The sequence below is a fragment of the Paenibacillus sp. 598K genome (genome assembly GCF_003851045.1).
Classification (GTDB): Bacteria; Bacillota; Bacilli; order Paenibacillales; family Paenibacillaceae; genus Paenibacillus_D.
On sequence record NZ_BFBX01000068.1, the window covers coordinates 20632 to 33068 of the forward strand.

The following is a 12437-nucleotide window of genomic DNA, read 5'->3' on the forward strand; positions in this document are numbered from 1 at the left end:
TACGATATTTCGTACAGATGGCGGCTGTGGCAGGCCAATCGGAGCCAAAGTGTACGATATTTCGTACAGATGACGGCAGTGGGGGGCTACCTGGAGCCGAAGGTACGATATTTCGTACAGATGTGTTGCTTCTGGCCCGTCTACTTGTACCGCAGCATAGCCAGCGCCTGCTCGCGGCCAGCTGTCAGCAGGCTATCGCTGAAGTCGCGGTCCGGCACAGAGCGAGCGAGCAGCAGGGTGCCGACCAGCAGGCTGAGCAGGGCGCGGCCGGTGGAGGGAGCGAGACGGCCGAGCTCGCAGAGGAAGTCGATCATCCGTTGCAGCTCGGCGGTGAAGACGTCGCGGAGCTCCTCGGAGGCGCGCGAGATCTCGCCGGAGAGCGCGGGGAGGATGCAGCCGGTCTCCGTCTGGTCGCGGTGCTCCGGGCTCAGGTAATAGCGGATGACGGTCTCGATCGGCGGCCGATCTGCCGTCTGCGCAGCGGCCGCTTGCAGGAGCGCCATCGTGTCGCCGATCGCGTAGCGGCATGTCTCCATGATCAAGGCGTCCTTATTGGTAAAGTGAGCATAGAAGCCGCCGTGGGTCAGTCCCGCGCCCTTCATAATGACCGGCACGCTGATGTCGCGCAGCCCGTTGGCGCGAAAGGCTCTCGCTGCGCTCTCGATGATCCGGCCTCGGACTTTCAGCTTATGATCCTCGGGGTATGGCATAACATCCCTCTCCTTTGTACATCCTATACAAAAAATTATACGCATCATATTTAGAGCCGTCAATTCAGAGGAGGGGATTGACGGAATCAAAATATGATGACTATAATATAATATGATGATCATCATATTTTGAATCGCGGAGGTGCATGGGAATGAGTGAGCGAGAAGCTATCGATACATTGGTGATCGGCTCGGGGCCGGGCGGATATGAAGCTGCGGTGCGTGCTGCCCGTCTCGGTATGAAGACGGTCGTGGTGGAGCGCGGGCCGCTCGGCGGGGTATGCACCAATGTCGGCTGCATCCCCTCCAAGGCGTTGATCGCTGAAGCGCATCGCTACCAGGCGCATCGCCAGTGGAATCCGCAAGCGGCGGGGGAGGTATACGCAGAAGCGCAGGCATTCAAGCAAGCCGTCGTTACGAAGCAGTCTGGCGGCGTTCAGTTCCTGCTCCGAAATGCCGGCGTTGCTGTAGTTGAAGGCGAGGCGAGTCTGCTGGACGAGCATACGGTGGCGGTCAAGCAAGAAGGTGGAGCGGAGAAGATTCTCTCATTCCGGCATGCGATCCTGGCCACCGGCTCGCGGCCGATCGAGCTGAAGGCTCTGCCGTTCGGCGGACGGGTCCTGTCCTCGACCGAGGCGCTATCACTGCCCGAGATCCCGGCCAGTCTGATCATCGTCGGCGGCGGCTATATCGGCGTCGAGCTGGGGCAGATGTTCGCCAAGTTCGGGGTAGCGGTGACGTTGCTGGAGGCCGGTCCGCAGATACTGCCCGGCTTCGAGGCGGATCTAACCGCGCCGGTCGTCCGCAAGCTGGCGAGCGACGGTATCCGTGTCGTGACGGCAGCGCAGGCGCTCGGAGCAGAGCAGCATCCCGAGGGACTGACGCTGCGCTATGCCAAGGACGGAGGGACCCATCATCTGGAGGCGCAATACGCCATCGTCACAGTCGGCAGGAGGCCCAATAGCGACGGCGATCTCGGCGTCGATCGGGTCGGTCTGCAGACGACGGACAGAGGCTTGATCGTGACGGATGCGCAATGCCGGACGAGCAAGCCGCATATTTTGGCGATCGGCGACCTGACGAGCGGACCGGCGCTCGCCCACAAAGCTTCGTACGAGGCGAAGGTCGCCGCCGAGGTGATCGCGGGCAACGCTGCTGCCGTCGATTACAAGGCGATCCCGCTCGTCGTATTCTCGGACCCCGAGCTGGCGAGCGTCGGTCTCACCGAGTCGGAGTGCAAGGCGCAGGGGCGGGCGATCGTCGTCGGCAAGTCGGTATTCTCGATCAATGGCCGGGCCTTGGCGCTGCGGGAGAATGATGGCTTCGTCAAAGTGATCGCCGATGCCGCCTCTGGCCTGCTGCTCGGCGGTCAGATCGTCGGCGCAGAGGCATCGACGCTCGTCTCGGAGCTCGCGCTGGCGATGGAGATGGGCGCGACCGTGGAGGATATGGCGATGACGATCCATCCTCATCCGACCTTGGGAGAAGTAGTGATGGAGGCAGCCGCCCAGGCGGCCCGGAGTGTGCGAGCGCGGTAGCTACTGCTATACGTTCGTGCTGATGCTTGCGCGATATTGCGACAAGCACAAACGAGATAAGCACCAATAACGAGATGAACATAATAACGGGATAAGCATTAAAAAACTCCGACGCCTATTGGGCGGTCGGAGTTTTTTGCTAGCTAGCGCTTGTCGCAGCGACGTACTTTTACTTGGTCTCTAATACTCCAAAGGCGATACGCTTCATCTCATGAATCTTCTCGAGCGCTTGCAGATGCTTCGTCTTCGACTCCTCGTCCTCGGCATGCAGATACCACTCCACGAGGCGGTAGCCGAACATGAGCACGATCAGCTCATAGACGCATTGCTCGGAGAGAGGCGGAGCCTCGGCATATTCAGCGAAGCCTCTGTAGTAGGCAGGGACGCACCGCTTATAGTAGTCGACCATATGGTCGGTGTCCGCCTCATCCGCGATCAGGCTGGCGATATCCTCGCCCATACGGCCCCAGCCGCTCGTATCCCAGTCGATGACTGCGAAGCTGCCGTCCTTGTAGATCAGATTGGTCACCCAGAAGTCCCGATGGCACAACACGAGCGGCAGTCGTTCGATGCGGGCGAGGATCTCATCCGCATGCGCGTCGATATCGATGAACATCTGGCTCACAGGCTTCGGGAAGGCGCAGTCCTTCGAGCGGACGTAATCGTAGACGAGCGGCCATGAGCGGTAATGCAGATACGTGTTTTTCATCAGGTCGGCATGACTCAGATTGGCGAGGCTCCGGAGCACGGCGGGCTGTTCCGCATATAGCCTGCCCTGGTAACGCCCGAGCTCCAGCGCGGCCTGTTCGTACATGTCGCCCGTCAGATCGAGGCCGGTGACGCCTTCGATGTACTCCATCCACAGCTCGAATGCGTCCTCCTCGGCATTCATCTCGGCATGGTAGCATTGCGGCCAGCGGAAAGAAGGGGCGAAGGTTGATCCCAGGTCAGTAGCGTACAGATCATACTCGCGACGCCATGATTGCGGATCGCCGTACCGTTCCCATTTCTTCTGGGTTTTCCAGACGATGCGGTACGGCCGGTTTTCGCCATCCGCCATTGTGGCATGACCAGTCAGCAATTGTACATTACCGACCGTTCCGCCTTGCAGCTGCGTCGATTGGCAGTCTGCGTCGATGATCGTCGTCTGGAACAGTTGGCTTAAGGCAAGGTGAAGCGATTTATTGTTGATGGTCATTTTTTTCGACCTCCGTTTTTCTTCATTTGTTTCGTTTGCATGGCGAGCGATTTACTGCGTGCGTTTTTATGGATGAGGTAGCTTGTTTTGTCCTGGACGAACTTGCTCTCCTGCTGCTGGCTGACATAGAGCGCCCATCGCTCCTGAGACAGCGATTGATCCGCTAGCGCGGCCCGTACGGCGCAGCCTGGCTCAGACTGATGGCGACAATCGGTGAATCGGCACTGTGCGAACAAGTCCTCGACATCGGCAAAGCCTGCGGAGATGCCCTCATCAGCGTCGAAAAGCCCAAGCTCGCGCATGCCCGGCGTGTCGATAACCATCGCGCCGGAGGGGAGCATGAACAGCTGGCGATGCGTCGTCGTATGTCGTCCCCGACTGTCGACCTCGCGGATCGCCTGGACCTTCATGACGTCCTGCTCCATCAGCGCATTGAGCAGGGAGGACTTGCCGACACCGGACATCCCGAGGAACACGACCGTCTGGCCCGGCGTCATATAAGTCTCCAGCTCGCTGAGCCCGAGGCCCGAATGACTGGAGATCGCGTGGACCGGCACATCTGGCATCGCGAGCTTCACCTCCGCCAGCGGGACGGAGTAATCCTCGACCAGATCGGCCTTGGTCAGCAGGACGACCGGTTGGCCGCCGCTCTGTCTGGCCTGCGTGAGGTAACGCAGCAGTCGCGACACATTGAAGTCTGCATTGAGGGAAGAGATGATGAAGACATAGTCAAAGTTCGTCGCGACGACCTGCTCGAGGATTGTCTTGGCGAAGCCGACCGCATGCCCGGAGTAGTCCGCGCGCGAGAACTTGGTGCGACGGGGCAAGACGCGATCGATCAGCGAATCGCCGCTGTCGTTGTGACGCAGCAGGACAAAATCGCCGACACATGGAAAGTCCTCGCGCGTCTCTGCCTGGTGATAAAAAGGCGCCCTTCAGAACCGCTGTCGTCTCGCCGCGCTCGGTCATCACTGTAAATCGCTCGCGACGCAGCTCCGTCACGCGTCCGGGCAGCAGTCCGTCGGGAATCGTGTCTATAGGGGTATAGCCGTAGGTTGTTAGACTTATCATGGTTGGTTGTTTAGCTCCTTTGAAGGTGTTTTTTTGGACGCAAAAAGGCCGTGGTCAAGCAGCCTCTTAGAGAAGCTGCTGTCGCACGGCATCAGGACGCAAAAAAGATACGACCTTTAATCGTATCTTGCACACAGCAATATTCACGAAAGGTTACTTGGGACGGCATACCAAAAAGACGGGACGATGCCCGAATTTTTTAATCCGACGGATCGCAAGCTCTGGCGTCTAGAGACGAAACAGCGAGATATCTGGTATCCGAGCTCGGTATGCCCAGTATGCAGTTTTTAAGACGAAACCACCGTATAAATCGTAGTCGTAGTTGCAGCCATTAAAAAACATCTCCCTTCGTGTGTAAGGAACTTTAGTATTAAGCTTCGCTTTGCGCTAGGCCCCTCTAGATTACCATAAACTAGGAAATGGTTCCAGTCCTTTTTTTTGGCGTCGTTGCGGCGATTCATCGCAAATACTCGGCCATAATCTCCTCGATATGATAAGGCGTGACGCCTCGGTCGACGGCGTAGACGGTGTCGGCCTCCGCCACGGAGCAGACCAGCTCGCCCCGGGCAGCGGCATGGAGCAGGAACAAGTCATACAGAACCGGCCCGCGCGAGGTCGTCAAAGCCTGACCCATCAGCACCATACCCCTCTGATGGCCCTCTACATTGTTATGATGCTCGGGGTCTCTGGTCAAGGCCAGATCGGCCCAGATGACGGTACGGTCGACCAGATCGAGGATGACCGGGATCGCAATCTGCGTATCGGCGGCGATATCGATCTTATTGGCTACCGTCGATGGCTCGTAGATCTCGCCGGACCCCGGCTTCCTCCGCATCATCCAGCCCACGAAGCACTCGGGCAGATCGCAGTACGGATGGCTCGTAAACGAATGCAGCGTAGCCACGACATAACGCCCGCCGTAGCTGACGATCGACGGGAGATGGAGGTCGATGAACTCGCTGGCGCCGTGAGGCGCGCTGACGATATCCCCGCTATGGACAGACTTGTAGGCGGCAGACCGCAGATGGGTGTAGGAGATATGCTCGACGTAGTTCCAATGCTCGTCATACATGACAGCCGACAGGTCGATATCGACGCGTCCAGTTGCCTTGCCAGCGGCCACGCCCTCTCGCCACCAGGTGAAGAAGCGAATCGTATCCCCCTCGTCCATCGGTATACGGCTCCCCCGGACAAGTGTGTGAAGCGACTTGCTCGCGGACCGTTGGGACAACGGGACGCGATAGTTGCGAAGTCTGGGGTCGACATAGATCCGGCCAAGCGGAGGCAGCTCGGCGAATCGTCCGATCAGCGCTTGCTCGCAAGCTTGGGCGATCCCATGACATACCGTCTCCGAGATGTAGGGCAGTCGGTTGGGGATTGCATGGGCTCTGGACACTACACCCTTCGGGAAGAAGATGCGCAGTCTCGGCCGCTCATGGCGATGCAGGAAATGCTGCCGGACCTGCAATAGCAGCGGAGTCGCTACGCGGCCAGCGATCTCGCCGAAGGCCAGGACTACATACTCTTCGTCCTCACGAAGCCGCAGCAAATGGTCGAGACGTCGGGCGAACTCGCCGGGCCGCTCCGTCAACAGCTCGATCAGACTCCACACATCCCGGTATTGGAACGCAAGCTCGACCTTATGATTGAACCCCGCATACGGGATATGGTTGCGCAAATGCTCGAATGCTTCCTGGCAGCGCGGATACCGCAGCTTGTATTCGGATGGATGCAATCGCTCGCCGAGGCGAACCCAGCGCTCCCGATACCGCTGCATATCCTCGGTCAGCGAGCCGCATTGCTCCAGCAAGCCAAGCAGCAGCCGTCTCTCGCGACGTCTGAAGCTGCGGAATCGGCATGGTTCAGCCAAGCTGACATCGCCCTCGGACCAGGCAGCCGCCAGACGGAGCACATCGCTGGCCGTTTTGAAATACGGCTCGAGTCGCTGGATATCCGCTTTGTCGTACTTCAGCAGCGCCGCGACGACGAAGCCTGTGTTTTCCTTGAACGGGATGCGCTCCGGCAGCAGCGCATCGATGTCCTCTGGCGCTGCCAGTCGCAGCACCGCCTTCAGATCTTTTTTGTCCGCCCCGGACAGCGCGCCGTTGGCTTCGATCATCTGACGGATCAAGGTATGGAGGTCTGCCGTACTCCCGAGCTCGATGAGCTTGAGTCTGCGGCTCTCCGGGCGAGGCGAGCGCTGATCGGCAGGACGCTTATCGACTCGCTCGGGCCGCCACATCGTATGTGTCGCATAGTGGTAGATCGCTTGCCAATACAGCTCCGCTTCATCCGCTTGCATCACTTGCTCCGGGAATCCCGGATACAACGGGTTGTAGTCGACATGGGCGCCGACCATGACGCGCAGATCGTTGACGAGTTGGGCGTAGATGGCCTCGAATCGCGACTTGGACAGACAGCGCATCGCCTCGAGCAGCGGCTTTGAGCAAGTATAGCCGAGCGCCGCGATATTTTTCATCGCGGTAGCGAGATAAGCGGTAGGCAGCTGTTCCTCTGTCGCCTCGTGCTCGACGATCAGCTTGCCCGCGCGGCGCAGATAGATGGTGTTATATATCATCATGGAGAAGTCCCCTTTTTGCACAAAAACCTTCAGGAGAGCTGCGACCCTAATTTCGCCTAGTGAATGTAGAAGGAAGGATCGCAATAGCCTGAAGGCCAGAGCCTCAAGGTCGGAGCCCCGAGCCTCTGGTGAACCCATCATCGCATATCGTCGTCGAGGCCAACAGGGCGAAAGTATGGCGAATCGTCGAGGGCCGCTCGCTTGCCAATCATTCGGGAAGAGGACAAGCTCTGGCCGGACCCGACTGAAAGTCATAGGGAGGAACGGGACAGGAGAATGTCGAATGTTGTAACAACTAGGCTGGAGGTGGAGCGGTTGAAGCTGAATCAAGAGTTGCTGCGGGAGAAGATTCCGTTTTTTCGGGAGTTGGAGCCTGAGGTGATGGCACAGGTGATACCATGGATCACCGAACGTAAGCTGAAGCGCAATGCGATTATTTTCATTGAAGAGGATGTGGGGGACGAGATTTACTTTATCCTGTCCGGCTCGGTGCATATCTATAGCTTCGACGGCGTCAAGCGGGTTATCCTGGCGCTGCTGCAGGAGGGCGACTTTTTCGGCGAGATGGCGCTCATGAAGCCGGGGCTGGTACGCTCGGCGACGGCGGAGACGATGGCGCCGACCCGGCTGCTGGCGCTCCGGCGACCGGACTTCGAGGCGTTGATCGAGGCGCATCCGCGGCTGGCGTTGCACATGCTCAACTACACGATGGAGCGGCTGCGCCGCGCCAACCAGCAGATCTACGATCTGACCTTCCTCAATGTCCGCACGCGGATCATCAAGCGGCTGCTGCGGATGGCGGCGGAGCGGGGCAAGCCGGATCCGGACGGCATGGGGATGGTCATCGACGTCAAGCTGACGCATCAGCAGCTCGCCGATATGGTCGGGTCGGTCCGCGAGACGGCGACCAAGGCGCTGCTCGAGCTGCAGGACGAGGGGCTGATTACGATCCGCAACAAGATGGTCGTCATCCCCGATCCTCATCGTCTGGAAGCGAAGCTGGAGGAGGCGCAGTAGCGTTATGCTGTTGCGAGCGGGAACGGCCAAAGCGCCGCGCGAGTAAGCGGGACTGAGACGGTATTGGCCTGGTGGCCTCAACTGCGCTGCGTCGCAGGGGCAGCTTGCGCCGACTGCTGGCGGTAATCGGCGGGCGAGAGGCCGTACTTGCGTCGGAAGACGCGGAAAAAGTACGAATAGCTGCCAAAGCCGCAGCTCTCGGCGATATGCTCCAGCGTCAGCGAGCTGTAACGGATGCGCTCCTCGGCGATTGCGAGCCGCACCTCGTGGACATATTCGATGACGGTGAGGCCATGCCATTCCTTAAATAAATGCGAGGTTCGCGACTCGCTGAGCCCGATATGGGCGGCGAGATCCTCGACCTTGAGCGGCTTCGTCGCGTGTTCCTCGATATAGCGCTTCATCCGGGCGGCGATAAACGGCTTGCCGGGCTCGCTGCGGCTGCCGCCGTCAAGCCGATCGAAGCTGAGACATAGCGATTTTAGCAAACTCTCCGTGAGCTCCTCGTTCTCCGCCTCAAGTCGTCGCTTCTCCAGCAGCAACAAGCGCCAGAGCGACAGCAGCTTGTCGTCGTCGGCCATGCGGATGAGCCGCTGGCGCGGCTGGCGATGCCACCATTGATCGACCCAGTCGCCTTCGCAGGCGAGATAGTAGTCGCCGCTCTCGAGCACCGTCCCTTTGGTCGGGTGTTCGACCTCGCTCACTTGCAGACGGTACAGCTCGCCGGGCTGGTAGAGCAGCAGGTCGCCGGGGCCGATCGGATGCATCCGGCCGTCCACCAGCGCGTGGGCGTACCCTTCGGTCTGCAGACGGAACAGGTACATCGGCAAGCCGTCGCGTTCTTCGGTATAGAAAGGCTGGGCATGGTAAGAGTAGCCGCACATGCGGACGCTTACCTCCGACTTGGCAACAGTAATAGCAGGATTGTTCATGTCATAACCATATCCTACATTGTATATCGATTGCAATATTCCTATAATGGGTTCTAGTACGATCAAACTCCAAAAGGTAAGGAAGTGCTACGATGAGCAAGATGGGAATCGGCGTGCAAATGTACACCGTACGAGACGCAGCCAGCGCAGATATGGAAGGCACACTCCGTCAGATCGCCGAGATGGGCTATGAAGGCGTGGAGTTCGCAGGCTATGCGGGCGTACCGGCAGACCGCATGCGCGACCTGCTGCAGGAACTGAACCTCAAGGCAATCGGCAGCCATGTCAGTCTGGACAGTCTGATCAATGATCTGCAAGGTGAAATCGCTTACTTGAAAACGATCGGCGCAACGTACGCCATCATCCCTTATGTCGGTGAAGAAGTCCGCGAGAGCGCCGAGACGTGGCAGGCGCTGTTCGACCGGATGCAATCGATCGGCGAGACGATGAAGGAAAACGGCTTGACGCTGTGTTACCATAACCATGCCTTCGAATTCGACCTGAAAATCGACGGCGAGTATGTCTTCGACGCGATGTACAGCAAGCTGGACGCCGCAGTGCTCCAATGCGAGATGGATCTCGGCTGGGTCCAATATGCCGGCGAGGATCCGCTGGCCTACATCGCCAAATACGCTGGACGCCTGCCGCTCCTCCACCTGAAGGACTTCCGCGAAGGGCCGAAGGATCAGCCGATCGATACCGTCGAGCTGGGTCAAGGCGATCTGAGTCTGCTGCCGATTATCGAAGCGGCCGGACAAGCCGGCGTGCAATGGATCATCGTCGAGCAGGATCGCTGCGCGAACCCGCCGCTCGAATCGGTCCGTACAAGTCGCGAATGGCTGAAGGCGAACTACAACTAATACACACGCTCGCAGCGCCGCCTGAGGGCGGCGCAACTGTACCAAATATCGATATAAAGGGGTTATTGCATTGAAGAAAATCAGAGTCGCCGTTATCGGCTGCGGAGCGATCGCGCAGCGTAGACATATCCCGGAGTACGCAGGCAACCCGAACGTGGAGCTGATCGCATTCGTCGATCCGAAGCTCGACCGCGCTCAGGAAGTCGCTGCGCAATACGGAGCCAATGCCTACGCGAACTATGAGGACATGCTGAAGGAAGAGAAGCCAGACGCGGTCAGCGTCTGCACGCCGAACGGACTGCATGCGGAGCAATCGATCGCCGCTGCCAAGGCAGGCGCGCATGTGCTCGTCGAGAAGCCGATGGCGGTGACCGACGAAGAGGCGGAGCAGATGATCGCGGCTGCGAAGGAAGCAGGCGTGTACCTGATGGTCGGCCACAATCAACGGCTGATGCCGCCGCACGTCAAGGCCAAGCAGATCCTCGACTCCGGCGTCCTCGGACGCGTCCTGACCTTCCGCACCTCCTTTGGCCATCCCGGACCGGAGGGCTGGAGCCTCGACGGCCGCGAGAGCTGGTTTTTCCGCAAGGAAGAGGCAGCGATGGGCGCGATGGGCGATCTCGGCGTGCACAAGTCCGACCTGATCCGCTGGCTGCTCAACGATGAGGTAGCTGCGGTGACGGGCTTCATCGGCACGCTGGACAAAAAGGATACGGATATCGACGACAACGCGACGATCGTCCTGCGCATGAAGAGCGGCGCGCTCGGCTCGCTTGTCGCCAGCTGGACCTATTACAAGGGCGAGGACAACAGCACCGTCATCTGGTGCGAGAACGGCGTCCTCAAGATCGGCACCGATCCGGAGGATCAAGTGATCGTCGAGCTGCGCAATGGCTCCGTCGAGCGTCACAAGGTCGGCGCGATCGCGACCAACGAAGCGCAGACGACGAGCGGCGTCATCGACGAGTTCGTGAACTCGATTATTACCCAGACGCCGCCGAGCATCTCCGGCGAAGAAGGCCGCAAGTCGCTGCAGGTTATCCTCGGCGCCTTCGAGTCCGACGCGTCGGGCAAGATCGTTACGCTGTAACGAGCAAGGGCGTTGCGAAGGATCGGGTTGTTATGCTATAGCGGGCCAGATCGCAGCGCTGAGGTGGTCGCGCCAAGGCCGGGTGCAGCCTGCCATGCTATGGCTGACTGAGTACAGCGCTATAGCGCGGGCAGAATGCTGCTGCAATCGCGTGCTTTTCACTGATCGGCAATTATACTTTATCCTGGCTCCCGCCTTTTGGCGGGAGTCTTTTTTCGTGATGATGTGGAGCGTTAGAATCAGGGATGACCGAGCATGGATACCCTGGCACGGAGACTAAGGAGGAGATGACCAAACGTATACGCGAGCATGAGATAAGGCAACGTGGTCGACACTTTTTTGAAACCTTTGGCAGAATCATTCGTCTAACCTAGAGGAGGTGTTGCATCATGAAGAGAACAAACCGACTCGTACTAATGACCGCTACAGCCGTGCTGGCCGTATCGCTAGCCGCCTGCGGCGGAGGCGCCAACAAGCCGCTCGCGCCAGGCAGCAACGTAGAGAACAACCAGCCTGATCCGGGCAACCAGCCTGTAGAGGCGCCGACGTTCGAAGGAATCGGCCTCTACAAGGGACAGATCGATAATAACTCGATTGAGATCGAGACTGAAAATGGCGCGGAAGCGTTCCGCCTGGCAGAGGGCATGGATCAACTGCTCGATGAGCTGGAGGATGATGCTCGTGTCGCCTATACGTATGAAGAGCATCCCGTCGAGGGGGACGATACCGTCAAGCAGCTGATCCTGACCAAGCTGGAGAGAGCGGAGGACGCGAACGGCGGAGCAGGCGGTACAGAAGGGGCGAGCAGCGAGCTGCCACAGACAAAGACGCTCACGGTGAACGTTGAGGGAGAGACAGAGCAACGCGAGGCGAAGCTGGCGACAGCGGACGGCTATGCGCTCTATGTGCTGGAGGCGCTGACCTTCGATGCGGCAGCGAACAAGCTGGCGAGCGCGGCCGACGAGACGCTGAGCGCGGTTATCACGAAGCTGCCTTCCGATTATAATGCGGACATGCTGCGGCTCGAAGCGACAGAGAAGCTCGAGCAGATCGGCGAGGTGCGCGAGCTGGAGGGCGAGGAGGCGTTGTCTGGCGCCGTCATCCATCTGAGCGCAGCCAGCGCCGAGCGCGGCAGCCAGTATATCGTTAAGGAAGTGGACGGGCAAGGCTATATTTTCGAGATCGAGACTGTCCAGTCCGAGGCGCAGGAAGGCTTCGAGCCGGCTGTGCGAGCGACGCTGGATTCGTTGGTGAATCAGTAAGCGCGAGGTGTGGCCGTTAGCGAACAGATCATGTATGCGTTGGCTTGCCGAGCTTGCGCGTGCGCAGCTGGTCTGGTTGACAATCCCAGGAGAATTAGATGCAAAAGTACCTTTATTTGCGACGAAACTGCGCTAAAACTGGTAAATAAGCGCAAAAGTGGACCTCTGTCAAGAAAGT

General features: G+C 59.1%; 10 protein-coding genes. 5 read left to right on the forward strand and 5 right to left on the reverse strand.

Annotated features, from left to right (window positions below; all coding sequences use genetic code 11):
• Positions 1-140: 140 nt before the first annotated feature.
• Positions 141-710, reverse strand: coding sequence for a TetR/AcrR family transcriptional regulator (locus tag PA598K_RS19700; protein WP_128658606.1), 570 nt, complete (start codon positions 708-710; stop codon positions 141-143).
• A 152-nt stretch (positions 711-862) separates the two neighbouring features.
• Here PA598K_RS19700 and lpdA point away from each other — a divergent pair, with 152 nt between their 5' ends.
• Positions 863-2248, forward strand: coding sequence for a dihydrolipoyl dehydrogenase (gene lpdA / locus PA598K_RS19705; protein ID WP_128658607.1), 1386 nt, complete (start codon positions 863-865; stop codon positions 2246-2248).
• 169 nt (positions 2249-2417) lie between these two features.
• Here the strand turns inward: lpdA and PA598K_RS19710 are convergent, their stop codons facing one another.
• From PA598K_RS19710 to PA598K_RS19720, 3 genes are all read right to left on the reverse strand, one after another.
• Positions 2418-3446, reverse strand: coding sequence for an aminoglycoside phosphotransferase family protein (locus PA598K_RS19710; protein WP_128658608.1), 1029 nt, complete (start codon positions 3444-3446; stop codon positions 2418-2420).
• Positions 3443-4273, reverse strand: a complete 831-nt coding sequence (rsgA, locus tag PA598K_RS19715) for a ribosome small subunit-dependent GTPase A (protein ID WP_260405504.1) — start codon at positions 4271-4273, stop codon at positions 3443-3445. Before rsgA ends, PA598K_RS19710 begins: the two co-directional genes overlap by 4 nt.
• Positions 4274-4974: 701 nt before the next feature.
• A complete protein-coding gene (locus PA598K_RS19720) occupies positions 4975-7095 on the reverse strand; it encodes a TerD family protein (RefSeq protein WP_128658615.1) in 2121 nt (706 codons plus the stop codon).
• Positions 7096-7404: 309 nt separating this feature from the next.
• Between PA598K_RS19720 and PA598K_RS19725 the strand changes: the two genes are divergently transcribed.
• The gene (locus PA598K_RS19725; RefSeq protein WP_260405505.1) at positions 7405-8115 is read left to right on the forward strand and encodes a Crp/Fnr family transcriptional regulator; all 711 of its coding nucleotides are present in this window, start codon (positions 7405-7407) and stop codon (positions 8113-8115) included.
• Positions 8116-8192: 77 nt separating this feature from the next.
• Here the strand turns inward: PA598K_RS19725 and PA598K_RS19730 are convergent, their stop codons facing one another.
• Positions 8193-9047: an AraC family transcriptional regulator gene (locus PA598K_RS19730; protein WP_128658610.1), complete on the reverse strand. Its 855-nt coding sequence runs from the start codon at positions 9045-9047 to the stop codon at positions 8193-8195.
• 92 nt (positions 9048-9139) lie between these two features.
• Between PA598K_RS19730 and PA598K_RS19735 the strand changes: the two genes are divergently transcribed.
• The 3 genes from PA598K_RS19735 (at position 9140) to PA598K_RS19745 (ending at position 12259) form a co-directional block, all read left to right on the forward strand.
• Positions 9140-9907, forward strand: a complete 768-nt coding sequence (locus tag PA598K_RS19735) for a sugar phosphate isomerase/epimerase family protein (protein WP_128658611.1) — start codon at positions 9140-9142, stop codon at positions 9905-9907.
• Positions 9908-9977: 70 nt separating this feature from the next.
• Positions 9978-10997, forward strand: coding sequence for a Gfo/Idh/MocA family protein (locus tag PA598K_RS19740; protein WP_128658612.1), 1020 nt, complete (start codon positions 9978-9980; stop codon positions 10995-10997).
• Between the two features lie 389 nt (positions 10998-11386).
• Positions 11387-12259, forward strand: coding sequence for a hypothetical protein (locus PA598K_RS19745; protein ID WP_128658613.1), 873 nt, complete (start codon positions 11387-11389; stop codon positions 12257-12259).
• Positions 12260-12437 lie beyond the last annotated feature (178 nt).

What these genes read in the sequence shown, in the direction of transcription:
- lpdA (WP_128658607.1), top strand. Translation starts at nt 863, where the DNA reads ATGAGTGAGCGAGAAGCTATCGATACATTGGTGATCGGCTCGGGGCCG.
- PA598K_RS19720 (WP_128658615.1), bottom strand. Translation starts at nt 7,095, where the DNA reads ATGATATATAACACCATCTATCTGCGCCGCGCGGGCAAGCTGATCGTC.
- PA598K_RS19730 (WP_128658610.1), bottom strand. Translation starts at nt 9,047, where the DNA reads ATGAACAATCCTGCTATTACTGTTGCCAAGTCGGAGGTAAGCGTCCGC.
- PA598K_RS19710 (WP_128658608.1), bottom strand. Translation starts at nt 3,446, where the DNA reads ATGACCATCAACAATAAATCGCTTCACCTTGCCTTAAGCCAACTGTTC.
- PA598K_RS19735 (WP_128658611.1), top strand. Translation starts at nt 9,140, where the DNA reads ATGAGCAAGATGGGAATCGGCGTGCAAATGTACACCGTACGAGACGCA.
- PA598K_RS19745 (WP_128658613.1), top strand. Translation starts at nt 11,387, where the DNA reads ATGAAGAGAACAAACCGACTCGTACTAATGACCGCTACAGCCGTGCTG.
- PA598K_RS19700 (WP_128658606.1), bottom strand. Translation starts at nt 710, where the DNA reads ATGCCATACCCCGAGGATCATAAGCTGAAAGTCCGAGGCCGGATCATC.